Here is a 23,474-nt window from a genome sequence, read left to right as displayed (position 1 = left end):
ACCGCTTTTACGTTGAAATTAGATAAAACCATAACAAGGACTAAATATGAGTAAGCCAACTACCTGTGAGGTCAAAGCATTCCTACTCGGTCTGCAACAGCAGATATGCGAAGGTTTAGAGCGCCTCGATGGTAAGGCTGAGTTTATTGCTGACTCTTGGACGCGAGAAGAGGGTGGCGGCGGAACCAGTCGTGTGATGACCGATGGACAAGTGTTCGAACAGGCCGGGGTTAATTTTTCCCATGTGACGGGAGCCGCCATGCCAGCATCGGCCACGGCGCATCGTCCTGAGTTGGCGGGCCGTAGTTTCGAGGCGATGGGCGTGTCATTGGTTATTCACCCCAAAAATCCTTATATCCCAACCACTCACGCTAATGTTCGTTTCTTTATTGCCGAAAAAGAGGGCGCCGATCCAGTATGGTGGTTTGGTGGTGGGTTCGACCTCACTCCTTATTATCCGTTTGAAGAAGATGTCATTGGCTGGCATCAAAGTGCCAAAGAGTTATGTGAGCCTTTTGGCGATGATGTTTATCCTAAATACAAGAAATGGTGTGATGACTATTTCTTCTTGCCACATCGCAACGAAACCCGTGGTGTGGGTGGCTTGTTCTTTGATGATCTCAATGAACAAGGCTTCGATACGAGCTTTGCCTTTATGCAGGCGGTGGGTAATGGGTTTTTAAACGCCTATGCGCCTATAGTTGAACGCCGCAAAGACACTGAATATGGTGAGCGCGAGCGTAACTTCCAGCTCTATCGTCGCGGGCGCTATGTCGAGTTTAATTTAGTGTATGACCGAGGCACCTTATTCGGGCTGCAAACCGGTGGCCGTACCGAGTCTATTTTGATGTCGATGCCGCCATTAGTGCGTTGGCAATATGCTTACACCCCTGAAGAGGGTAGCCCAGAGGCGCTGCTTTATAGCCATTACCTCGCGCCAAGAGATTGGTTAGGCGCTAAGTAACACAGTAAAAAGGAGCTAATCAGCTCCTTTTTTGTGGGTTATTACGTCATCTTTATCGATTACGCATATGGTCGGCAAGAGTCGATATGGCTTGATAGATGGCTTCTCTATGCTGCGGCTGCTTAATCTCTAGCTCAATAGCGCGTTTCATACACAGTAACCATTGATCGCGCATGTCACTATCGATAGCAAAAGACATATGCCTTGCCCTAAGAGCAGGATGACCGTATTTTTGCTCAAACAGCGGTGGGCCACCTAGCCAGCCACTTAAAAACTCAAACAGTTTCTGCTCCGATTCGGCGAGAGGTGAGCGATGCATCGCTAACAGCGCCTGAGTTTCAGGATTGCTCTGCATCTGCACATAAAACTGTTTTGCTAATGCCGCAATGACTTTCTCACCACCGATACGATCGTAAGCATTCGACTGCTGTGGATCTCGTTGCTCCTGCTTTTTAGATATTAACTTTGTTAACCACTTCATTGCCAAAACTGCCATTACCTTAGCCTTGTTATATGTAGCGCACACTAGCTTATCCGCTCAAAGCGATCAACCAGCGCCTTTAGCCCTTCAATGGCAGCTTATAAATAAGTAACACTTGGTTTTTTGGCTTTGATTCACAGATAAAGCATGGGTAGACTGATGCCATCGTCAAAAAACTGAGTCAATCGATGACAGACAGATATGCCGTATTGGGTAATCCAATAGGTCACACTAAATCGCCCGCGATTCATCAAGCGTTTGCCGCAGCCACAGGACAAGTATTAAGTTATGAAGCGATACTCGCGCCAATCGATGGCTTTGAGTCTTGTTTACGGCAATTTATTGCTAATGGTGGCAAAGGGGCCAATGTTACCGTGCCTTTTAAGGAGCAGGCATTTGCCTTATGCGATGAACTTAGCGAAGAGGCCAAACTGGCTGGCGCAGTGAACACCTTAAGCGTATTAAAAGGCGGTCGATTAAGAGGTGACAATACCGATGGCATCGGGCTGGTTGCCGATCTGCAGCGTCATATCGGCAAGCTTCATGGCAAGAAAGTATTACTCGTGGGTGCTGGTGGTGCGGCAAGAGGCTCTATCCTTCCTCTACTGAATAGTGGCATCGACTCGATAGTTATCCATAACCGTACCCACGAGAAAGCTACCGCTTTAGCCAAGCTATTTGCTCCCTTTGGCGATATTCAGGCTAAGGGACTAGATGAGCTAGAGCAGCCTTTTGATCTGGTGATTAACTCCACATCATCGAGCCTAAGCGGTGAAGCTCCTGCATTACCAAGCTCGGTAATCGGTACTCATACCGCTTGTTACGACATGATGTATGCCAAGCAGCTTACTGCCTTTAATCTGTGGGCGCGGGAGCAAGGTGCTAAGCAAGTGATTGATGGTCTCGGGATGCTTGTCGGCCAAGCGGCTATAAGCTTTGCCTTGTGGCGTGGCGTCGAGCCTGATGTTACCCCAGTACTCGCTAGCTTGCGCGAGCAATTAAGCTAGCACTAGGCGCAGTAAAACCTGTAATTTAGTAATTTTTTAAAGTGGTAAAGGGTAGGGCATGAATCAAAGCGTCATATTTAGCGACAGTTGCCAATGGGATGCAGAGCGCAGCGCCATTCATTTTGTCGCGCAGCAACAAGGGATGACGATCGACTGTTACATTGACCTAGCGGTATTACAGGGACTATCAGGTACGGAAGGGGGGCAGCCACAGCAGGCTATCGACCTGTTTGAACAATTTCGTTTCGATATAGAGGATAAGGCACAAGAGCTCATCGACCAGGAAGCGGTCGATGAGCAGGGCTGTTTAGTGATTAATTCAATTTAAGTCGGTAAGTTCTGTAGCGCTTCTTCTATATACTCATTCTTCAACCGCACATAGTTGTCGGCCGATTGCGGTAAGAAGTTCAATTCATCTTGGGTCAAGGCTCTGATCTTTTTCGCAGGGCTTCCCACATAAAGGTGGCCCTTCTCAAGTGTCTTATTCGGAGGAACCAAAGAGCCCGCTCCCAAGATCACATCATCTTCAATGATCGCCCCATCTAAAATAATCGCTCCCATACCAATGAGAATACGATCTCCCAACTGACAACCATGCAGCATGGCTTTATGGCCAATAGTGACATCATCGCCAATAATCAACGGATGACCCTGCGGACGTGCGGCCGATTTACGGGTCACGTGCAATACAGTGCCGTCTTGAATATTAGAGCGCTTCCCAATTCTTATGTGGTTCACATCGCCACGAGCTGCCACTAAAGGCCAAACACTAGCATCGGTATCTAAAAACATGTCGCCAACCAATACACAAGCTTGGTCAATATAGACGCTGTTATCAAACTGCGGGCTGATACCCTTATAAGATCGTAAACAATTTGCCATTGGGTAGTCCTTAAAACGGCTAAAATAGCGAGAATCTAGCAGTATAATGGGTAAAAAGTAGCTAGTCAGGCTGAAAAGTAGCTAGTCAGGCTAAAAAGTATTCAAACAGTGCAAAAGTAATAGTTTTCTTTAAAAAAGCCCTTGCGCGTAATCGATAACGCCCTATAATGCGCCCCACTGACACGGCAAACAGCGTCGCTAAGCGACATGAATGCAGTGAATCAGCAAGTTGAGTTTAAAGTGAACAAGTTGAAAAACTTATTAAAAATCACTTGACGCCAACAACGGGAAGTGTAGAATACGCATCCCTAAGCCAACGACCTAGCGTCAACGGCAGCTAACTTAACGCATTAATTGCTCTGATGTTAGCAACGCTCTTTAACAAGATGAAACAAGAAATCTGTGTGGACACTCACAGGTGTTGAGTTAATCGAAATTGCCTAACTTTCGGGTTGGCAATAAAAGAATTAAATCAACCAATTCTTTCACTTTCTCTCACGAGAGGTGATGAGTGTTCATAGCAATATGTACAAAGAATTAATCGCAAGATTAGTTCGAACAGAATTCGTTGAGCCGTTTGACGTAAGTCAAACAACAAAACTTTAATTGAAGAGTTTGATCATGGCTCAGATTGAACGCTGGCGGCAGGCCTAACACATGCAAGTCGAGCGGTAACAGGAAGAAAGCTTGCTTTCTTTGCTGACGAGCGGCGGACGGGTGAGTAATGCCTAGGGAACTGCCCAGTCGAGGGGGATAACAGTTGGAAACGACTGCTAATACCGCATACGCCCTACGGGGGAAAAGAGGGGACCTTCGGGCCTTCTGCGATTGGATGTACCTAGGTGGGATTAGCTAGTTGGTGAGGTAATGGCTCACCAAGGCGACGATCCCTAGCTGTTCTGAGAGGATGATCAGCCACACTGGGACTGAGACACGGCCCAGACTCCTACGGGAGGCAGCAGTGGGGAATATTGCACAATGGGCGCAAGCCTGATGCAGCCATGCCGCGTGTGTGAAGAAGGCCTTCGGGTTGTAAAGCACTTTCAGCGAGGAGGAAAGCTTAAGCGTTAATAGCGCTTAGGTGTGACGTTACTCGCAGAAGAAGGACCGGCTAACTTCGTGCCAGCAGCCGCGGTAATACGAGGGGTCCAAGCGTTAATCGGAATTACTGGGCGTAAAGCGTACGCAGGCGGTTTGTTAAGCGAGATGTGAAAGCCCCGGGCTCAACCTGGGAATTGCATTTCGAACTGGCAAACTAGAGTCTTGTAGAGGGGGGTAGAATTTCAGGTGTAGCGGTGAAATGCGTAGAGATCTGAAGGAATACCGGTGGCGAAGGCGGCCCCCTGGACAAAGACTGACGCTCAGGTACGAAAGCGTGGGGAGCAAACAGGATTAGATACCCTGGTAGTCCACGCCGTAAACGATGTCTACTCGGAATTTGGTGTCTTGAACACTGGGTTCCCAAGCTAACGCATTAAGTAGACCGCCTGGGGAGTACGGCCGCAAGGTTAAAACTCAAATGAATTGACGGGGGCCCGCACAAGCGGTGGAGCATGTGGTTTAATTCGATGCAACGCGAAGAACCTTACCTACTCTTGACATCCAGAGAATTCGCTAGAGATAGCTTAGTGCCTTCGGGAACTCTGAGACAGGTGCTGCATGGCTGTCGTCAGCTCGTGTTGTGAAATGTTGGGTTAAGTCCCGCAACGAGCGCAACCCTTATCCTTATTTGCCAGCACGTAATGGTGGGAACTTTAGGGAGACTGCCGGTGATAAACCGGAGGAAGGTGGGGACGACGTCAAGTCATCATGGCCCTTACGAGTAGGGCTACACACGTGCTACAATGGCAAGTACAGAGGGTTGCAAAGCCGCGAGGTGGAGCTAATCTCACAAAGCTTGTCGTAGTCCGGATTGGAGTCTGCAACTCGACTCCATGAAGTCGGAATCGCTAGTAATCGTGGATCAGAATGCCACGGTGAATACGTTCCCGGGCCTTGTACACACCGCCCGTCACACCATGGGAGTGGGCTGCACCAGAAGTAGATAGCTTAACCTTCGGGAGGGCGTTTACCACGGTGTGGTTCATGACTGGGGTGAAGTCGTAACAAGGTAGCCCTAGGGGAACCTGGGGCTGGATCACCTCCTTACCTATACGACTAACTTAATGTTTGTTGAGTGTTCACACAGATAACTTGTTCTTGTTAGAGCAGGTGGCACGTCTTAACGGCGATGCTTGTTCTTTAAAAATTTGGAAAGCTGATAGTGTTAATGTGAAAGGGACTGTGATTGCTTACTTTGTAGGTGGTTATGGTTTGTAGCATTGACGCGAAAATTAAAATTGAGTTCTCAAACACTTAAATCAAGTGCCGAATTATTGTAATGATGATTCATGAGTATTCTTTTGGCGAAAGTAAACACCATTAGTTGCGATACACCCATCAGGCTTACCCGCTTGATAGGATGTGTTTTGTAAACATTAGTTTGTGAAACTCATTTGGGTTGTATGGTTAAGTGACTAAGCGTATACGGTGGATGCCTTGGCAGTCAGAGGCGATGAAGGACGTAGTAACTTGCGAAAAGCGTTGGCGAGCTAGTAACAAGCATTTGAGCTAACGATGTCCGAATGGGGAAACCCACATGCATAAGCATGTATCACAACATGAATACATAGTGTTGTGAGGCGAACCCGGGGAACTGAAACATCTAAGTACCCGGAGGAAAAGAAATCAACCGAGATTCCCCTAGTAGCGGCGAGCGAACGGGGATTAGCCCTTAAGCGTAGAGGGTGTTAGTGGAATGTGTTGGAAAGCACAGCGGCACAGGGTGATAGCCCCGTACATGAAAACTAACTTTACGTGAAAACGAGTAGGACGGGACACGTGACATCTTGTCTGAACATGGGGGGACCATCCTCCAAGGCTAAATACTCCTGACTGACCGATAGTGAACCAGTACCGTGAGGGAAAGGCGAAAAGAACCCCTGTGAGGGGAGTGAAATAGAACCTGAAACCGTATACGTACAAGCAGTGGGAGCGGTTCTTGAGACCGTGACTGCGTACCTTTTGTATAATGGGTCAGCGACTTACATTTTGTAGCGAGGTTAAGCGAATAGCGGAGCCGTAGGGAAACCGAGTGTTAACTGCGCGTTTAGTTGCAAGGTGTAGACCCGAAACCCGGTGATCTAGCCATGGGCAGGTTGAAGGTTGAGTAACATCAACTGGAGGGCCGAACACACGTATGTTGAAAAATGCGGTGATGACTTGTGGCTGGGGGTGAAAGGCCAATCAAACCGGGAGATATCTGGTTCTCCTCGAAAGCTATTTAGGTAGCGCCTCGAGCGAATACCATTGGGGGTAGAGCACTGTTAAGGCTAGGGGGTCATCCCGACTTACCAACCCTTTGCAAACTCCGAATACCAATGAGTACTACTCGGGAGACACACGGCGGGTGCTAACGTCCGTCGTGAAAAGGGAAACAACCCAGACCATCAGCTAAGGTCCCAAAGTTATTGCTAAGTGGGAAACGATGTGGGAAGGCTTAGACAGCTAGGATGTTGGCTTAGAAGCAGCCATCATTTAAAGAAAGCGTAATAGCTCACTAGTCGAGTCGGCCTGCGCGGAAGATTTAACGGGGCTAAGCAATACACCGAAGCTATGGGTACTAGCGCTTGCGCTAGTGCGGTAGAGGAGCGTTCTGTAAGCCGTTGAAGGTGAAGGGGTAACCCACGCTGGAGGTATCAGAAGTGCGAATGCTGACATGAGTAACGATAAAGGGGGTGAAAAACCCCCTCGCCGAAAGACCAAGGGTTCCTGTCCAATGTTAATCAGGGCAGGGTGAGTCGACCCCTAAGGCGAGGCCGAAAGGCGTAGTCGATGGGAAACAGGTTAATATTCCTGTACTTCTGCTAACTGCGATGGAGAGACGGAGAAGGCTAGGCTAGCGCGGCGTTGGTTGTCCGCGTTTAAGGCTGTAGGTGGTGCACTTAGGCAAATCCGGGTGCACATACACTGAGAGTTGATGACGAGGTTCTACGGAACTGAAGTAGTTGATGCCATGCTTCCAGGAAAATCTTCTAAGCTTCAGGTTAGCAGGAATCGTACCCCAAACCGACACAGGTGGTTGGGTAGAGAATACCAAGGCGCTTGAGAGAACTCGGCTGAAGGAACTAGGCAAAATGGTACCGTAACTTCGGGAGAAGGTACGCTCCTGTTGGTGATGAGACTTGCTCTCTAAGCTGACGGGAGTCGCAGATACCAGGTGGCTGCAACTGTTTATCAAAAACACAGCACTGTGCAAACTCGCAAGAGGAAGTATACGGTGTGACGCCTGCCCGGTGCCGGAAGGTTAATTGATTGGGTTATCTTCGGAGAAGCTCATGATCGAAGCCCCGGTAAACGGCGGCCGTAACTATAACGGTCCTAAGGTAGCGAAATTCCTTGTCGGGTAAGTTCCGACCTGCACGAATGGCGTAATGATGGCCACGCTGTCTCCAGCCGAGACTCAGTGAAGTTGAAATTGCGGTGAAGATGCCGTATACCCGCGGCTAGACGGAAAGACCCCGTGAACCTTTACTATAGCTTGGCACTGAACATTGACCCTACATGTGTAGGATAGGTGGGAGACTTTGAAGCAGGAACGCCAGTTCTTGTGGAGTCAACCTTGAAATACCACCCTTGTAGTGTTGATGTTCTAACTCTGGCCCCTGAATCGGGGTTGAGGACAGTGCCTGGTGGGTAGTTTGACTGGGGCGGTCTCCTCCCAAAGAGTAACGGAGGAGCACGAAGGTTGGCTAAGTACGGTCGGACATCGTACGGTTAGTGCAATGGCATAAGCCAGCTTAACTGCGAGACATACACGTCGAGCAGATGCGAAAGCAGGTCATAGTGATCCGGTGGTTCTGAATGGAAGGGCCATCGCTCAACGGATAAAAGGTACTCCGGGGATAACAGGCTGATACCGCCCAAGAGTTCATATCGACGGCGGTGTTTGGCACCTCGATGTCGGCTCATCACATCCTGGGGCTGAAGTCGGTCCCAAGGGTATGGCTGTTCGCCATTTAAAGTGGTACGCGAGCTGGGTTCAGAACGTCGTGAGACAGTTCGGTCCCTATCTGCCGTGGGCGTTGGATGATTGAAGGGAGCTGCTCCTAGTACGAGAGGACCGGAGTGGACGAACCGCTGGTGTTCGGGTTGTCATGCCAATGGCATTGCCCGGTAGCTACGTTCGGAATCGATAACCGCTGAAAGCATCTAAGCGGGAAGCGAGCCCTAAGATGAGTCATCCCTAGGACTTTAAGTCCTCTAAAGGGCCGTAGGAGACTACTACGTTGATAGGCAAGGTGTGTAAGCGTTGTGAGGCGTTGAGCTAACTTGTACTAATGACCCGTGAGGCTTAACCATACAACCCAAAAGGGTTTCAGTTAATGGTTAACTTTAGCGAAAGAATACCGCCACTTGATTTAGTGTGACTCAATTTTAAACTCTCTTGCTTCTTGAAATACAGAGCCGAGAGCAGCTTTCTAGATTTTTTACCTTTAGCTTTTAAAAAGCTGAAAGTAATAGCCCAAATTTGTCTGGAAACCATAGCATTGTGGTACCACCTGATCCCATCCCGAACTCAGAAGTGAAACGCAATCGCGCCGATGGTAGTGTGGGGTCTCCCCATGTGAGAGTAGGTCATTTCCAGACGCCTAATAAGCTCAATAGAGCACGTCTCCTAGCCATGACACGCTAGCGACGATAAAAGAATTTAGACTTCGGTCTAAAGGAGCGGTAGTTCAGTTGGTTAGAATACCGGCCTGTCACGCCGGGGGTCGCGGGTTCGAGTCCCGTCCGCTCCGCCAACATTACGATAAGCCCTTAGCAGCAATGCTAAGGGCTTTTTCGTATTTGTTTCTCAGAGAAATGATAACGATGGTACTAAGTGCAGTGGGTAAGGCGTTGCTAAAGCAGTGGTCACTCTCGATCATCCATGGTCTACGTGACATTGGTGCATTCATGCACTTATACCAATTGAATTAATTAACTGACCAGGTTAATCCAATCTCTATCACATATTCTTTTTACGCGGCTTCGCTCGCTCCTAAAACGATTCCATGCTTTAGTACATTGATTCACTATATCGTCATATCCATCAAAACAACGGTTGGCTAGCTCATTTTGTCTCATCCATTGCCATACTTGCTCGACAGGATTGAGTTCTGGGGAATACGGTGGCAACTTGATAATGGTAAGGTTGTCAAACTCGTCAGCTAAAGACAGTTGGTGCCAGCCTGCTCCATCCATAATAACGACAGCATGTCGCCCTAAAGGAGTTGTTTGAGAGATCAATGACAAGTGCTCTATCATGACTTCTTTGTTACTACATGGCGTGATCAATGCCTCTGTTTTACCGTTGCTGGGACAGACTGCGCCGAACAAGTAGGCATATTCGAATTGTTGTTGCTTAATTGCTCTTGGTCTTGAGCCTTTTAGCGCCCAAACTCGAGTCGTCGTGTTTTGCTGGCCAAATCTGGCCTCATCCTGGAACCACACATCGATCCTATCAAGCGGTAAATGGCCTGGGGTGTTAAGGATCGTTTCCATGAGGAAGGTTTTTAAAAAGGCGTTGAGCCTCTTCATTTTGTTTCGGATGCTTAGAGCGGCTTGTTATCCACGAAAAGCCTAATTGATGAAGCAGCCTATAGACATTTCTGCCCTCATATTCAACACCAAATTGAGTGTGTATAAACTCACCAACGTCTTTTGCTTGAAGCCGTCCGCCATAAGTAGAAGAACTTCTTTCCTTCACAAAACCTGCGACAGATTCTAGCTGTTGCGGTGTTAATCTAGATGGCCGACCAGGATTAGGCGTATCCTTCAAACTATCAATTCCGTCCGTCAAGTAGAGGGTGACCCACTTATTTACACTGCCTCTCGCTACCCTTAGGTACCTTGCAATCTCAGTTCGTGATTTGCCTTCAAGAAAATGGCAGATGGCAAGATAGCGAACTTTAATACGACTGCGTTTTTCTTTTTTTGCTAAGTGCTCTAATTCAGCTACAGACATATAGATACCTAATTGATAATGGGGCACCAATTAGATCATATATTTACTTCAATTGGTATTAGTCGTTCAGCTGGAACAACTATGTTGCCGACATTGTTTGGCATTTACCCACCCCTAGGGGCTGACTCTTTATAAGTAGAAAGCCGTCTGCATTCTGCCAATAGCCAGTTCGACTCAATATATCCCTATATAAAAGCCAGTTCAGTATCCTTGTTTCTCATTCGCTAGCATTTGGCTGTCGCCAAGTTGACTCTAGCTCTCGTTCATAAGCTTATTACTACGTCATATTTTCCCTGTCTATTTCGCTGTCTATATACCCTACTCCATGTTGGTCGAATGTTTTTGTTAAGCGGGTTAGGGTGCCCTTGTGATTGCTCGAAGCGGTATCTGCGGATAAGTTGGTGAATATCGAACCACTATTTCGATAAGTTTAGGGCTGTTTTTAATGCATAGATATGACTGGGTGGCTCAATGCAGATGGGGAGGTGGTTTATGACTGCGTTTATCTGTATGTAGATAAAGCCAATGGAGAGCGGTGAGCGATGTTTACCGCTAGTTTATTGGGATAGCCCTTATTGGGTATGACTACCCCAAAGTGATGGGGTTTAGGCGTATTGCTGGAAAAAGTCAAATAGGCTGTTAAGGGCGTGATTGCGGATGCTGTCGCTCTCAAACAGTATTTCGTGCCGCGCGCCATGGATAATGACCCGCTGGGCCTTCTCCCCTATTGCCCTGTCTTGTGCCGTGTTATCGACTATGGTGTCTTCATCTGCTTGCAGAATTAACATAGGGACAGTACTGTGTTTGACGCTGTTAACGCAGTATTCAGCGGCCTTAATTGACTCGGTTAGCCAGCGATTGGTGGGTGAGCCTAACTGTAATTCGGGACGCTCGTTATAGAGCTGTTGGTAACGCTGATAGCGTATTTGACAATGAGTAAGCTCATTTTTTTCAAAGGCTACCTGACGATAGTTGCACCCGCCAGGTACATAGTTGGGTTCGCCATCTCGTCTGAATTTGTCTAACCAAGTGGCAAGCCAGAGGACCGCCGGTTTAGGCGCGGGTAACCGTATGCCATACATGGGCGCAGAAAATGCAGCCGCGCTAAAGGTGTGGGGATTACGTGCGACATACAGGCTACTGATGGCGCAGCCCATTGAATGTCCCAGTAAAAATAGTGGGCTCTCTTGAGCTTGTGCGGGTAGGACAACCTGTTCGATAAATTTTTCAAAGTCATCAACATAGTCATCAAAATGCTCGACATGTCCCTTATGAGGATTCAATGTCAGCCGACTAGAGAGTCCTTGTCCTCGGTGATCCAGAGCATAAACATTGTAACCTTGCTGATAGCAATCGTAGATCACTTCTTGGTACTTAAGGTAAGACTCGACGCGGCCATTACTGAGCACTAGGGTGCGCTTATGGCTGGGATGAGTCACTGCCATATAAGCCAGTGTGATCTCTGGGCTGACCGTCAGTTCACCAGTGGTGATTTGTTGCCAAAAACGTTGTAATTGGGGGGAGGTAAGCGTGTGCTCACTGCTGTAAGGATGAGGTGTTACTGAGCCAGTTGTCGGTGCCATAGGGGTTACAGTCATTGAGTGAGCAAGATAAAAGTGGGTGCATTATAAGCCCATGAGTGTAACAGAGATAAGCTTATGATGGCGATCAATCTTGCGTGCTAGCCTTGGGGTTCACCAAGGCTAGCGGCTAGGTTAACCGAGTTGCCCTGCGATCATCAGTTCTTTTGTTTCAGGGACTTCGTTATAGGAGAGCACATGTAGTCCTCTGGCAAAAGCCAGTGCATAACGAGCCAGCAGCGGCCTTAGTTGTGGCGATACCAGTAAGATAGGGCTGTGACCTTTCTCTTTGGTTTCGCTCAGCAGTTGTGGCATGCGCTGTTGTAGCTGGGCGAGTAAACTCGGTTCTACCGGAAAGCTGTCGAGTGCCACTTTGCCCTGTTGCTGCGACTGGTTGAGTGCGGTCATCAGGGTCTGCTCTAATTCCGGCGCCAAGGTCAATACATTCAATTTCGCACTGGTGCCCACTATCTGCTGTAAGATGCTGTTGCGCAATGCGCAGCGAACATCGGCGGCCAGTAGTACGGGATCTTTGGTCTGCTCGCTGCACTCAAGTAACGTGGTGGCGATGGTGCGAATATCTTTTAACGGCACCTGTTCTTTTAGCAGTAAACGAAATACTTTCAGCAATTGTACCGGAGTTAACGCCGTAGTTAAGGCTTCTGCGAGCTTAGGTGCTTGTTTACTGAGGCGATCGCTCAGATGCATAATATCATCGTGTTGCAGTAAGTCGGCCAGCGATTCTCGCAACTGTTTGCTCACGTGGGTGGCAATAATTGTGGCGTTGTCGACCACCGAGTAGCCTAAATTCAGCGCCTTGGCTTTAATGTCCGTTTCTATCCAGACCGCATCCATTTGATAGGCAGGTTCGACCGTTAAGATACCATCTATTTTGCCGTACACTGGGCCACTTTTAATGGCCATAAGGCGATCGGGCTCTAACTCGGCATAGGCCACCTGAGTGCCCATAAAATTGATTTGATAGGCGTTAGGGGCGAGAGTGAGGTTGTCTCGTACCCGCACTTCTGCAAGCAAGAAGCCTGCTTGTTCTGACAAGGTGCGTCTAATCCCCGTGAGGCGTTTTTGCAGTTCGGCGCCCTTGGTCTTTTCCACTAAATGCACTAGACGATAGCCAAGGCGAACCTCGATGATATCTGTGTAAGGCAGTGCGTCCCAGCTCGGTGCCGAGGGCTCAGTGAGGGTGTTCTCAATGGTTTCATCGGCGCTACTCTCGGCAATGGGCGTCACATTACGGCTTTGTCGCCATGAGGCGAAGCCCAGTAACAGTGCAAACGACAGGAACACTGCTGCTGGCATGCCCGGGGTGATGCCTAAGATAAACATCACGACAGCCGCAGTCGCTAAAGTCTTTGGGTTGGCCAGTAGTTGCCGCGTTAACTGCGCCGGCATCTCTTCAGCATCAGAGACCCGGGTCACTATGATGGCTGCCGCGGTGGCTAACAATAGCGAGGGGATCTGTGCAACTAGGCCGTCACCTATGGTGAGTAGCGCGTAAGTTTTAAAGGCATCGGCGGCACTGAGATCGTGCATAAAGATACCGATACAGATACCACCAATAATGTTGATCGCGAGGATCAACAGGCCGGCAATGGCATCACCACGGACAAATTTAGAGGCACCGTCCATCGATCCATAGAAATCGGCTTCTCTGGCGACATCTTGGCGGCGGATGCGGGCCTGTTCATGGGTGAGGGTGCCAGCATTAAGATCGGCATCAATCGCCATCTGTTTACCGGGCAAGGCATCGAGTGTAAAGCGCGCAGATACCTCAGAAATACGTTCGCCACCTTTAGTGATCACCACAAAGTTGATGATCATTAAGATGAGGAAGATAACCGCACCGACAACATAGTTGCCGCCAATGACCACTTCACCAAAAGCTTGAATGACTCGACCCGCAGAATCGCCGCCTTCGTGGCCTTCAATTAACACCACTCGGGTGGATGCCACGTTCAGCGTCAAGCGCATCAAGGTGGCTAGCAGTAGGAGCGTTGGGAATACCGAAAACTCCAATGGCCGGCGGATCGACACACTCACTAACAACACCATCACCGCAAGGACGATGTTGAAGGTAAAGAGGACGTCGAGCAACCAAGGTGGCAGCGGCAAAATCACCATCGCCAGAATCGCCAGCAGCATCACAGGGATGCCGATAGCGCTATAGTTTCCTGAAAAGGTGCGTGATAGCCAGTTCATAGGTTAAGCAATCCTTTAATCGTGTCGTAAATGTGGAGGAATGAAGAAATGAGGCAAGGGCTCAGGCTTTTGTTGTTTGCCTTGGCGAGACGCCTTAATCTGCATTACATAGCTAAGTACATGGGCAATCGCAGTAAATAGCGCTGCCGGAATTTGTTGATCGACCTGTGTCGTATGATAGATAGCGCGGGTAAGCGCCGGGATCTCAATCACTTCGATATTATGTTGCTTGGCGAGCTTACGCATATACAGGGCTAACTCTTCGGTGCCCTTAGTGATAACGTAAGGGGCATCGGCCAAGTTGGGGTCATACTTTAAGGCCACCGCATAATGGGTTGGGTTAACCAAGAGCACATCGGCTTTTGGTATCACGGTATCGGCACGAGATCGCGCCATACGTTGTTGTAATTGACGTATTTTCGCCTTAATTTCGGGCTTACCTTCCTGCTGCTTATGTTCATCTTTAAGATCTTGATGAGACATGCGCAGCTCTTTACGGTGATGCCAATATTGATAAGGCACATCAATCAGCGCGATGGCCAGCAGGCCTGTACCTAAATAAAGCATCCCTTCCGATAGCAGAGTCATACCGCGGCTAATCGCCTCGTCGATGGGCAGTTGGCTGTAGTTCAGTAGCTCTTGTAAATGGCCGCTCAAAAACGCAAACATGATGCCGATCAACAATACAATTTTAAGCACAGACTTAAGCAGCTCGACCAATGATTGCACCGAGAAGATGCGACCAATGCCAGAGACAGGATCGATGCGGCTATATTTAAATCCCGCATTACTAAAGCTCAATAGGGGGCCACCGGGCAGGGCGCCAGCCACGGCAGCCAATAGCGCGACCATAATAAACAGCGGCCCCAGTAGCTCGAGCATATGCATCAGGCTCGCGCCTAAGTGGCGTGTCATCATATCTGGCTGGTTAAGATCGGCTTTGGTCAGGTACATATTGTATTTGAGCAGCTCTTTGACTTTCTCGGCAAACCAGTCGGCACTGCTGGTGAGCATCAAAGAACAGCTGATTATCAGTGCCGCCGCTGCCAGATCTTTCGATCGCGGAACCTGGCCCTCTTCTCTGGCCTTGCGCAGTTTCTGCTGGGTGGGTTCCTCGGTTTTATCGTGTTTATCGTCCTGACTCATGCGCTGCCACCGATAAACTGATACATAGCGGTGAGTGCATCGAGGCACACATCGCTGTAACGACTGGGGATGCCACTAAAAGAGAGCAATACGCACAGCAGACCCATCAGCATGGTCATCGGGAAACCCAGTGAAAAAATATTCAATGAGGGCGCGGCGCGGCTTAATACCCCAAAGGTAATGTTAACCATCAGCATGGCTAATACCGCTGGAATCGCCAGCATTAATGACGCCGCAAAGAGCCAGCCAACACGATGGATCAGCCCCATTAACGGCAGCTCAAAAATGCCCGTGCCAATCGGCCACAGGCGAAAACTATCGACCAATATGCCAATCGCCACTAAGTGACCGTCTAAGGCCAGAAAGATTAAGGTGCCAAACATTAAGAACCATTGGCTTAAAATCGGATTGGAGTTGCCATTGGCTGGATCATTCATAATGGCCATCGCCAAGCCCATCTGCATCGACATGATAGTGCCCAGCATACTCATGACATGCAGCAAAATACTGAGAAACAACCCCAACATAAAGCCAATTAACAGCTGTTCAATCGCCAGTAATAGGGCTCCAGCGGAGACGGCATCCACCTGAGGCACAGGAGGTAGCATAGGGCCCAGCAGCGCAGCTAGGCTGAAAGCCAGTAAAATTCTCACTGTCACAGGCACGAAGGCATTCCCTAGCAAAGGCATCACGATAAATGCCCCCATTAGACGACAAAAAGGCCACCAGAAGCTGCCAATCATGGTGCTTATCTCGATTGAAGTGAGCGAAAGCATGTCAGCCTATGATGTGGGGAATGTTCATAAATAACTGGTCGAAGAAATCCATCAGTTTCTGAATTAACCAATGACCAGCAAAAAGTACCATTAACAGGGTCAAGACCAAGCGGGGTAAGAAGCTCAAGGTTTGTTCATTGACCTGTGTCGCCGCTTGAAATACGGCGATCAACAAGCCGAGCAGTAAGCCTGGGGTCACAAGTACCATCACCATGGCGACCACAAGATACATGGCATCGGCGAATAAAACTGTGAGTTGATTGGTATCCATTATGTTACCCAAAACTCGCAGTCAGGGTACTGACCGTCATAGACCAGCCGTCGACTAAGACAAAGATCATCAGCTTAAACGGCAACGAAATGATCAGTGGCGACAGCATCATCATCCCCATAGACATCAACACACTGGCCACGACCAAGTCGATCACCAAAAAGGGCAAAAAGAGTAAGAAGCCAATTTGAAACGCCGTTTTGAGCTCACTCAACACAAAGGCGGGCATCAGTACAAAAAATGGCACCTCTTCAGCCTTAAGATTGGTAGGTTCACCCGCAATCTTAAGCATCTGCTCTAAGTCGGTTTCTCGGGTTTGTGCCAGCATAAACTGACTCAAGGGGACTTTGGCAATAGCGACAGCTTCGGTTAGTTCAAGCTGACCTTGATCGTAAGGCAGGTAGGCATCTTGATAGATACGATCCCCCACAGGGCGCATGATAAAAATCGTTAGTACTAGTGCGATACCGATAAGTACCTTATTGGGCGGACTTTGCTGTAACCCCAATGCCTGCCTTAAAATCGCCAATACCACGACGATGCGCGTGAAGCTGGTCATCATCATTAGCAGTGCAGGCAACAGGCTTAGCGCCGTCATCAGCGCCAAGATCTCCAGCTTTATGTTGACGGCTTGGCTCTCTTGAGCCCCATCGAGCGTGAGTAATGTGAGGCCATCAGCGGCAAATGCCTGAGGCGCTAAAAGGCATAGGCACAGTATCAACGCTCGCAGTAACATTAGTCGCTTGCTCCGCCTAAACCGATATCTTCCACTTCAAGTAGGCGTACACCGTAGCGTCCGCCCACTTCAACAACTTCCCCCTTACCTAGCAGCGCACCATTGACTCTGATATCTAAGGGCTCACCCACCATACGGTCTAGGGCTATGACATCGCCTTCACCCATGCGGGTCAGCTCGCCAAGACACATCTCAGCACTGGCCAATTCAAGCGTGACCTGCACCGGAAGTTGTTGGAAGAATGAAATATCTTTCAATGGTTTATTTTGAGCCTTAGGCGTAGAAAAGTTATCTTCGGCGAAAATGTCATCGTCGAGTAAAAACTCGTCATTCGATAGTAAGTCCTGTTCAGCCAATGTTGCTGTCCTCATGTTGAAATATGTCTTGGGTCAATTTGGCGACCATTTGGCCTTCATGACTATGCACGGAAGCCTGGAATAAGGGGCGGTTACCCACATTAAGCTGGCCCTTAGGGTTTAAATTCATTGGCAGTATGTCGCCAACATTAAGCTGGTTAAGCGAGCGGACAGGCATGGCGTGCTGGCCTAAGGTCATCTGCAGCTTAATGGGTAATTGTTGTAACCAAAGTTCGAGCTTTTTCGCCAGATCTTTGTTGGCTACAGGTTCCTTGGGTTGTTCCGACATTAGCCCGAGCAAGTGTTCGGTCATACAAAACAACATAGGAGCCACGAAACGCTCTTTGCCAAGTTCGATAGACCAGACAGCTGGAGCATCAAGTGTCATTGGCGGTTTAACCAACTCAAGCTCAAGCTGCTCAGGATCTATCTTCCCCATGGGCAGTGCGCTCAGGGTTTGGCGCAATAAGTTTTTCACCAATCTGAATTCAGACTGGCTAGGCTCGCGCAGCGGTGAGCTTAGAGGTGTGGCAAGGCTACCGTAATAGCAACTGGCCAATTGATCTAAGGTACAGCTGTCGATGCGCCACCAACCAAGGGTTGTTTGCTGATAACGGCACACAAACCAAGCATGGTAATTTTCAGGCTGCTGCGGACCATCCTGCTCTGTCAGCGTCACGTTGTGCGCCGCGCCATGACCATTACGGATCAAGGGAGCCAGTACCGTATTAATGGCATCCAGTAATGGCCTTCTGCTAAGGATCAGTTGCTGCAGCAAGCGTGCCCGAGCGAGTTTTTCCTGTACTAGCATCACTGGCCTAACCTTGTGGCCCGAGCCTGCCTTTAGTAGGCGAGATTTTGTCGTTGTTTTCATTTTTTCTCCGCATTGAAAGCAAGGTTCGCCTAACTGATCACGCTTAGTATTGATTTATAAAGGTCGAATACTAAAAATCGCTAATATCTGTCTATAGACATGTCATCTGTTTTGTCTAAAGTTTAAAACTGGGCAATAGATCACACTTTTAAAATAAAGCTCAATTTCGATTTTGTTTTATTTTTGCTCACTAATAACTACTGATTTGTTAAATAAAGATTGCTAATTATTTATCAGTGAACATTTCATTTTCAATTTGCTATTTTAATTATTGAATTAGCGCCAAATAATTGTCGATTGTTGTTTTATTGACTCTTTAGGTGGTATTTTTTATATTTAAAATGCAGCCACTCTTAATTTGGCGCTAAACATACCAGTCAAGTATGTCGGTTTCAATCTTAAAAGATCACCAATAGTGAACTATTTTTTAATCAGTGTGTAATTGACATACTATCTGTCATACTAGTAAAGTACTTTGTGTTTATATCGAGCTGTCATCGATAAAACGGCTTAAATAGGTGGAATAACTACTAGCTGAAAAATAAAGTTTTTTACCAACTTCATGATCGTTAGGCTCCCAATGGACTAGGTATTAATTAATGAATCAACTAATTGATTTTCATTGATTGATGATTAGTTTTTTTTGGATGAAAAACTATCAACATATATAGTTTGATTAATCTGAGTTAATCGGTATTACTTTATAATTAAGTGTTTGATTAACTATTTTGATGTTTGCGCCAATTCATTTGCGATGGACCGCATTACGAGTTATTAACAAATTGTGTTCCAGAGTAATTATTGCCAAAGATTAAGCTTTAGGAGTGTCGATCACGCCATAAGAATAAAGGCATTGAGGTTGTTTATGCGTGGTTTTGTTAGTTTTTCTTTATTCTTATTGCTTGTGCTGTCGGCTCCTGTGGCATTATCTAACCCTAATGTGACCGTTTATAAAACGCCGCTTGAAAAAGCCCAGTGGCTGTACCAAGGTGATCGCTTTGGTTGTGAGCTGCGCCACCCCGTTACGGGATTCGGCGCTATGGCGTTAGTCGCCCAACCTGGTCAGCCGATCCGCTTGACGCTTAATGCCGATTGGCTTGCACTTGACAGTCTAGAGATCACCGCCAGTATCGAACCTTCTACATGGCAATCCCAGACCAGTATTTTAGCCCGCACGACCTTGCAGGGTAAGAGTAAAAGCGCTACAAGCACCTCTTCAGCAGACCTTTTTCTCGAAGCATTAGAAAGTAATTATGCGTGGCAAATCTTGCTTGCCGAGCAAGGCGAGTCGCTCTATCGAATAGACTCGAGCGCGGTATCGACCCAAGCCGGAGCGCGTCAGATGAGTAAATGCATAGGTAATCTGCTGCCTCAACCTTTTTCTTATGTTCGCCAGCGTGAATTGTTGTTTGCCAAAGGTTCAGACAGCTTAACTGCGGCACAACTGGCCGATATCCAAGCGATCGCCGCCTACGTCAAGGCCGATAAACAGATTAACCAAATTTTGGTCGATGGCCACGCCGACAGTAACGGTGATCGACTGGCTAACTTGATGTTAAGCAGACAACGCAGTGACGAAGTGGTCGCACGCTTGATTGAGCTGGGCATAAGCCGAGCCATGATACAGGTGCGCAGTCATGGCACCCGCTACCCCAAAAGCAGCAACACGACTGAGGTGGGTCGGCAGGCCAATCGCAGAGTCAGCATACGTTTAGTTAAGCAGACCTCAAAGTGATAGGTTCCGATTGGAGAGCATCGATATGAATTCCCTCAGTATTAGAACCCTAGGTATAGAGCTACCAGATGATATCCAGCAACAACTTTTAAGTGCTGGATTTAGTCTATGGCAACAAGGTAACTGCCAGCCTTGGTTGACCTTGGTTAACTTATCACAATGCGAGCCTACTGAGGTTGCAGCGCAATTGACCGAATATCAGGCCGGTAATCTGGTGGCATTGTTGGCACCAGAGCAAAGTGAATTAGCGGCGGCGGCGATGCAAGCTGGCGCGCAGGATTACTTATTACTACCTGTGATCGGCGAGTCACTGTTTGCGCTAGTGAACCGTTTACGCCGTCTCGAGCAACCAGACACGAGTCTAGTGGTCGCCGCGGCAGTGAGCCGCCAACTATTGATGTTAGCGCATCGCGCTGCCGCAACCGAAGCCAGCGTCTTACTTTGTGGTGAAAGCGGCACAGGTAAAGAGCCGCTAGCCCACTATATTCACCGCCACTCATCACGGGCTAATAACGCTTTTGTCGCGATTAACTGCGCGGCCATTCCTGAGAGCATGTTGGAGTCGGTTCTGTTTGGTCACGTAAAAGGGGCCTTTACCGGCGCGCTGAGCGACAAAGCCGGTAAATTTGAACAAGCTAACGGTGGCACCTTGCTGCTCGATGAAATTGGCGAAATGCCACTATTGCTACAAGCAAAATTACTGCGGGTATTACAAGAGCGTGAAGTTGAACGCTTGGGCGGCAATCAGCTGATCCCGTTAAATATCAGATTAATCGCCTCAACTAATAAAGACTTACGTAAAGCGGTTGAGATGGGCGCCTTCAGAGAAGATCTCTTCTATCGTTTGGATGTGTTACCGCTAACCATTTCTCCCCTGCGTGAGCGCAAGGCCGATATTTTACCCATAGCCGAACATTTTTTGTGTGTATATGACACGCCCGGTTCGGCTGCGCCGTGTTACTTCAGCGAACCGGCTAAGCAACTGTTAATGGCACACGACTGGCCAGGCAATGTGCGCGAGTTAGAAAACTGCATTCAGCGCGCACTCGTAATGCGCCGCGGACAGGCGATACAAGCGGCAGAGTTAGGCTTAGCCGTAGAGCTGCTGATGTCGCCAGAGCCGGCCGACACGGGTGATGGTCTTAAGGCGTCTAAGCGTCAGGCAGAGTTTCAATATATCGTCGACATCCTCAAACGTTTCAATGGAAATCGTAACAAAAGTGCCGATGCCCTTGGGATGACCACGCGAGCGTTGAGGTACAAGTTGGCACAAATGCGCGAGTCGGGTATCGACGTCGATCAATTACTACAACGTGCCGGTCAAGCGGCATGAAGCAACTAAAGATGAATAGGAATTTTTATGGTTAATGGGACGCACGTCAGCTCGACTGGATTACTCGACACCCTGAGCGTGCATCGTGAGATAGCCAAGGGAGCCATCAATATTAGCGCCAATCCTGCCGATAATGGCATGGCAGTTGGTTCGTTTACCGAGCTGATGAAACACAAAATCTCGGCGATAAACCAAGATCAAAACCACTCATCAATGATGATGAAAGCGGTAGATAGCGGCGCGAGCGACGACTTGGTAGGTGCCATGGTCGCGTCACAAAAGGCTAGCCTATCCTTTTCGGCAATGATGCAAATCCGTAATCGATTGGTGCAAGCCTTCGACGATGTAATGAAGATGCCTTTGTAAGGAAATTGTTGTATGTCTACTTCTGTTATTCAATCTAGCCCGGACATCAATGGAGATGCCCGCACTAGCCCATTGGCGAGTGTGACGCAAAAGTGGCGTCAATTCACCAGTGGTGACCGTCAAGTGATGGTATTGGCACTGCTATCCACTGTGGTGGCTAGCGTGATCGTGCTTATGTTATGGACAGCCAGTCAGGGGTATCGTCCTCTATATGGTAGCCAGGAAAATGTTGAAACCTCGCAAGTTATCGAAGTGCTGGAGGCCGAAGGCGTTAATTACCGACTCGAAGCCAATACCGGCTTAGTGCTGGTGGCCGAAGACCAACTCGGCATGGCGCGAATGTTACTGGCTGCCCGTGGTGTAAAGGCTAAAGTGCCATCGGGGATGGATCAGCTCGACAATTCAGGCCTAGGCACCAGCCAGTTTATGGAGCAGGCGAAATACCGCCACAGCCTCGAAGGTGAATTATCGCGCACCATTATGGCGCTTAAACCAGTTCGCGCCGCGCGAGTGCATTTAGCCATACCTAAGCGCACCCTGTTTATTCGTCAGCAACCCGAGCTGCCAACGGCGTCGGTGATGGTGCAACTCTATTCAGGTTCGACACTGAACGAAGTTCAAGTCGAATCGATTGTTAACTTGGTCGCGGGCAGTGTCACAGGTATGACGCCAGCGAACGTTAAAGTGGTCGATCAAAACGGTAATTTCTTAAGTGCCGCTATCGCTGATAATCAAGATATTACTCAGGCGCGCGATCGCCAACTGCAGTACACCCGCGAACTAGAGCAGACCTTAATTGCTAATGCGTCGTCAATGTTAGCCCCGGTGCTTGGCGCTGACAATTTCCAAGTCAGAGTCAACGCCAAAGTTAACTTTAACCAAGTGGAAGAGACCAAAGAGTCACTCGATCCCCAGGCGGTGATGACCCAAGAACGCACCAGTTTAGACGACAACAATGCCGCTATTGCAGCGGGGATCCCAGGCGCATTGAGTAATCAGCCACCGCAACCTAACGAAGAGGGTGCAGGGACAGATACCAACCGTAATGTACGCCAAGAAGAGAGCCGTCAATATGATGTTGGCCGCTCAGTGCGCCATATCCGTTATCAGCAGATGCAGTTAGAAAACCTCTCGGTGTCGGTATTGGTCAATAGTGCCACTATCGCCGATGCCGCGCAGGAAGAGGCGCAGCTACTCAAATTAGGCAACATGGTGAAAGATGCCATCGGCTTTTCAGCTCCGCGAGGCGACAGCTTTAGCATTAATGCGTTTGCCTTTGCGCCCATTACTGTAGCCGAATTTAGCCCAATGCCCTGGTGGCAGGCAGAGCATTACCAAACATACCTGCGTTACCTGATTGGTGGATTGCTGGGCATAGGCCTTATCTTCTTTGTGTTGCGTCCGCTGGTGACACACTTGACTCGCACCTCGAAGAAGCAAGCCGATGATGCCGAAAGCCAAGCCGCCGCGCTCCCTGCTGCAGCCATCGGCGAGCCCGCGCCAGCAGCCTTACCGCCAAAAGCTGGTGGTGACAAACAGCTTGCCGACGCCGACTGGTTGGGTAGCCAAGGGCTGCCAGAGCCTGGTTCACCCTTAACGGTGAAGATGGAGCATCTCAGCATGCTTGCAAATAAGGAACCGGCACGGGTTGCCGAAGTGATAGCTCATTGGATAGGTAATAAAGACGGTGAATGATAATAAC

At 48.6% G+C, this 23,474-nt stretch carries 18 protein-coding genes, 1 tRNA gene and 3 rRNA genes; 11 read left to right on the top strand and 11 right to left on the bottom strand.

The window, feature by feature from the left end:
* The first annotated feature begins 46 nt into the window (after window positions 1-46).
* Window positions 47-964: an oxygen-dependent coproporphyrinogen oxidase gene (gene hemF, locus AC0VXX_RS17505; protein ID WP_475515312.1), complete on the top strand. Its 918-nt coding sequence runs from the start codon at window positions 47-49 to the stop codon at window positions 962-964.
* A gap of 52 nt (window positions 965-1,016) precedes the next feature.
* Here hemF and AC0VXX_RS17500 read toward each other — a convergent pair whose 3' ends face one another.
* Window positions 1,017-1,445, bottom strand: a complete 429-nt coding sequence (locus tag AC0VXX_RS17500) for a group II truncated hemoglobin (protein WP_475515311.1) — start codon at window positions 1,443-1,445, stop codon at window positions 1,017-1,019.
* Between the two features lie 188 nt (window positions 1,446-1,633).
* Between AC0VXX_RS17500 and aroE the strand changes: the two genes are divergently transcribed.
* Window positions 1,634-2,452, top strand: a complete 819-nt coding sequence (gene aroE / locus AC0VXX_RS17495; protein WP_475515310.1) for a shikimate dehydrogenase — start codon at window positions 1,634-1,636, stop codon at window positions 2,450-2,452.
* A gap of 58 nt (window positions 2,453-2,510) precedes the next feature.
* A complete protein-coding gene (locus AC0VXX_RS17490) occupies window positions 2,511-2,780 on the top strand; it encodes a DUF1488 family protein (RefSeq protein WP_475515309.1) in 270 nt (89 codons plus the stop codon).
* On the opposite strand, the gene AC0VXX_RS17485 is transcribed toward AC0VXX_RS17490, so the two are convergent.
* Entirely contained in the window at window positions 2,777-3,334 is a 558-nt protein-coding gene (locus tag AC0VXX_RS17485; protein WP_475515308.1) for a gamma carbonic anhydrase family protein, read from the bottom strand. The two genes, AC0VXX_RS17490 and AC0VXX_RS17485, sit on opposite strands and share 4 nt — an antisense overlap.
* Window positions 3,335-3,937: 603 nt before the next feature.
* Between AC0VXX_RS17485 and AC0VXX_RS17480 the strand changes: the two genes are divergently transcribed.
* The 4 genes from AC0VXX_RS17480 to AC0VXX_RS17465 all read left to right on the top strand — a co-directional run bounded on the left by AC0VXX_RS17480 (window position 3,938) and on the right by AC0VXX_RS17465 (window position 9,177).
* A 16S ribosomal RNA gene (locus AC0VXX_RS17480) occupies window positions 3,938-5,482 on the top strand.
* A 358-nt stretch (window positions 5,483-5,840) separates the two neighbouring features.
* Window positions 5,841-8,734: ribosomal RNA gene (locus AC0VXX_RS17475) — 23S ribosomal RNA — on the top strand.
* 172 nt (window positions 8,735-8,906) lie between these two features.
* A 5S ribosomal RNA gene (gene rrf / locus AC0VXX_RS17470) occupies window positions 8,907-9,022 on the top strand.
* The 16S, 23S and 5S rRNA genes sit together here with 1 tRNA gene alongside, the layout of an rRNA operon.
* 78 nt (window positions 9,023-9,100) lie before the next feature.
* Window positions 9,101-9,177, top strand: a tRNA-Asp gene (locus AC0VXX_RS17465).
* A gap of 178 nt (window positions 9,178-9,355) precedes the next feature.
* On the opposite strand, the gene AC0VXX_RS17460 is transcribed toward AC0VXX_RS17465, so the two are convergent.
* From AC0VXX_RS17460 to AC0VXX_RS17420, 9 genes are all read right to left on the bottom strand, one after another.
* Window positions 9,356-10,382 (bottom strand): IS630 family transposase gene (locus tag AC0VXX_RS17460; protein ID WP_475514127.1). Its coding sequence is split into 2 segments (ribosomal slippage): window positions 9,356-9,925 and window positions 9,927-10,382, totalling 1,026 coding nucleotides; the frame shifts between segments, so codons are not numbered across the junction.
* 605 nt (window positions 10,383-10,987) lie between these two features.
* On the bottom strand, window positions 10,988-11,965 hold the full coding sequence (locus tag AC0VXX_RS17455) for an alpha/beta fold hydrolase (RefSeq protein ID WP_475515307.1): 978 nt from the start codon (window positions 11,963-11,965) through the stop codon (window positions 10,988-10,990).
* A gap of 132 nt (window positions 11,966-12,097) precedes the next feature.
* Complete coding sequence (gene flhA / locus AC0VXX_RS17450) at window positions 12,098-14,179, bottom strand: flagellar biosynthesis protein FlhA (protein ID WP_475515306.1); 2,082 nt, start codon at window positions 14,177-14,179, stop codon at window positions 12,098-12,100.
* A gap of 15 nt (window positions 14,180-14,194) precedes the next feature.
* The gene (gene flhB / locus AC0VXX_RS17445; protein ID WP_475515305.1) at window positions 14,195-15,325 is read right to left on the bottom strand and encodes a flagellar biosynthesis protein FlhB; all 1,131 of its coding nucleotides are present in this window, start codon (window positions 15,323-15,325) and stop codon (window positions 14,195-14,197) included.
* The gene (fliR, locus tag AC0VXX_RS17440; protein ID WP_475515304.1) at window positions 15,322-16,101 is read right to left on the bottom strand and encodes a flagellar biosynthetic protein FliR; all 780 of its coding nucleotides are present in this window, start codon (window positions 16,099-16,101) and stop codon (window positions 15,322-15,324) included. Before fliR ends, flhB begins: the two co-directional genes overlap by 4 nt.
* Before the next feature lies 1 nt (window position 16,102).
* Window positions 16,103-16,372: a flagellar biosynthetic protein FliQ gene (locus AC0VXX_RS17435; protein ID WP_110458449.1), complete on the bottom strand. Its 270-nt coding sequence runs from the start codon at window positions 16,370-16,372 to the stop codon at window positions 16,103-16,105.
* A 4-nt stretch (window positions 16,373-16,376) separates the two neighbouring features.
* The gene (gene fliP, locus AC0VXX_RS17430) at window positions 16,377-17,108 is read right to left on the bottom strand and encodes a flagellar type III secretion system pore protein FliP (RefSeq protein WP_475515303.1); all 732 of its coding nucleotides are present in this window, start codon (window positions 17,106-17,108) and stop codon (window positions 16,377-16,379) included.
* Window positions 17,108-17,464, bottom strand: coding sequence for a flagellar motor switch protein FliN (fliN, locus tag AC0VXX_RS17425; protein WP_110458447.1), 357 nt, complete (start codon window positions 17,462-17,464; stop codon window positions 17,108-17,110). Before fliN ends, fliP begins: the two co-directional genes overlap by 1 nt.
* The gene (locus tag AC0VXX_RS17420; RefSeq protein WP_475515302.1) at window positions 17,457-18,338 is read right to left on the bottom strand and encodes a FliM/FliN family flagellar motor switch protein; all 882 of its coding nucleotides are present in this window, start codon (window positions 18,336-18,338) and stop codon (window positions 17,457-17,459) included. The genes fliN and AC0VXX_RS17420 overlap by 8 nt, the downstream gene beginning before the upstream one ends.
* A gap of 865 nt (window positions 18,339-19,203) precedes the next feature.
* On the opposite strand from AC0VXX_RS17420, the gene AC0VXX_RS17415 reads away from it, so the two are divergent.
* Genes AC0VXX_RS17415 through fliF form a run of 4 tightly spaced genes read left to right on the top strand, consistent with a single transcriptional unit; the run spans window position 19,204 to window position 23,467 of the window.
* A complete protein-coding gene (locus AC0VXX_RS17415) occupies window positions 19,204-20,073 on the top strand; it encodes an OmpA family protein (RefSeq protein WP_475515301.1) in 870 nt (289 codons plus the stop codon).
* 25 nt (window positions 20,074-20,098) lie between these two features.
* Window positions 20,099-21,406, top strand: a complete 1,308-nt coding sequence (locus AC0VXX_RS17410) for a sigma-54 interaction domain-containing protein (RefSeq protein WP_475515300.1) — start codon at window positions 20,099-20,101, stop codon at window positions 21,404-21,406.
* A 27-nt stretch (window positions 21,407-21,433) separates the two neighbouring features.
* Window positions 21,434-21,772 (top strand): flagellar hook-basal body complex protein FliE, encoded by a 339-nt coding sequence (gene fliE / locus AC0VXX_RS17405; protein ID WP_110458443.1) that lies wholly within the window; start codon window positions 21,434-21,436, stop codon window positions 21,770-21,772.
* 12 nt (window positions 21,773-21,784) lie between these two features.
* A complete protein-coding gene (gene fliF, locus AC0VXX_RS17400) occupies window positions 21,785-23,467 on the top strand; it encodes a flagellar basal-body MS-ring/collar protein FliF (protein WP_475515299.1) in 1,683 nt (560 codons plus the stop codon).
* The last annotated feature ends 7 nt before the right edge of the window (window positions 23,468-23,474 follow it).

It is taken from the genome of Shewanella sp. QJM3NY_23 (assembly GCF_056173105.1).
The sequence above is the reverse complement of the archived record's forward strand: the minus strand, read 5'-3'. Positions and strand labels throughout refer to the sequence as shown.

What these genes read in the sequence shown, in the direction of transcription:
- fliF (WP_475515299.1), top strand. Translation starts at nt 21,785, where the DNA reads ATGTCTACTTCTGTTATTCAATCTAGCCCGGACATCAATGGAGATGCC.
- flhB (WP_475515305.1), bottom strand. Translation starts at nt 15,325, where the DNA reads ATGAGTCAGGACGATAAACACGATAAAACCGAGGAACCCACCCAGCAG.
- AC0VXX_RS17410 (WP_475515300.1), top strand. Translation starts at nt 20,099, where the DNA reads ATGAATTCCCTCAGTATTAGAACCCTAGGTATAGAGCTACCAGATGAT.
- AC0VXX_RS17490 (WP_475515309.1), top strand. Translation starts at nt 2,511, where the DNA reads ATGAATCAAAGCGTCATATTTAGCGACAGTTGCCAATGGGATGCAGAG.
- hemF (WP_475515312.1), top strand. Translation starts at nt 47, where the DNA reads ATGAGTAAGCCAACTACCTGTGAGGTCAAAGCATTCCTACTCGGTCTG.
- fliP (WP_475515303.1), bottom strand. Translation starts at nt 17,108, where the DNA reads ATGTTACTGCGAGCGTTGATACTGTGCCTATGCCTTTTAGCGCCTCAG.
- aroE (WP_475515310.1), top strand. Translation starts at nt 1,634, where the DNA reads ATGACAGACAGATATGCCGTATTGGGTAATCCAATAGGTCACACTAAA.
- flhA (WP_475515306.1), bottom strand. Translation starts at nt 14,179, where the DNA reads ATGAACTGGCTATCACGCACCTTTTCAGGAAACTATAGCGCTATCGGC.
- AC0VXX_RS17420 (WP_475515302.1), bottom strand. Translation starts at nt 18,338, where the DNA reads ATGAAAACAACGACAAAATCTCGCCTACTAAAGGCAGGCTCGGGCCAC.
- fliE (WP_110458443.1), top strand. Translation starts at nt 21,434, where the DNA reads ATGGTTAATGGGACGCACGTCAGCTCGACTGGATTACTCGACACCCTG.
- AC0VXX_RS17485 (WP_475515308.1), bottom strand. Translation starts at nt 3,334, where the DNA reads ATGGCAAATTGTTTACGATCTTATAAGGGTATCAGCCCGCAGTTTGAT.
- AC0VXX_RS17500 (WP_475515311.1), bottom strand. Translation starts at nt 1,445, where the DNA reads ATGAAGTGGTTAACAAAGTTAATATCTAAAAAGCAGGAGCAACGAGAT.
- AC0VXX_RS17455 (WP_475515307.1), bottom strand. Translation starts at nt 11,965, where the DNA reads ATGGCACCGACAACTGGCTCAGTAACACCTCATCCTTACAGCAGTGAG.
- AC0VXX_RS17415 (WP_475515301.1), top strand. Translation starts at nt 19,204, where the DNA reads ATGCGTGGTTTTGTTAGTTTTTCTTTATTCTTATTGCTTGTGCTGTCG.
- AC0VXX_RS17435 (WP_110458449.1), bottom strand. Translation starts at nt 16,372, where the DNA reads ATGGATACCAATCAACTCACAGTTTTATTCGCCGATGCCATGTATCTT.
- fliR (WP_475515304.1), bottom strand. Translation starts at nt 16,101, where the DNA reads ATGCTTTCGCTCACTTCAATCGAGATAAGCACCATGATTGGCAGCTTC.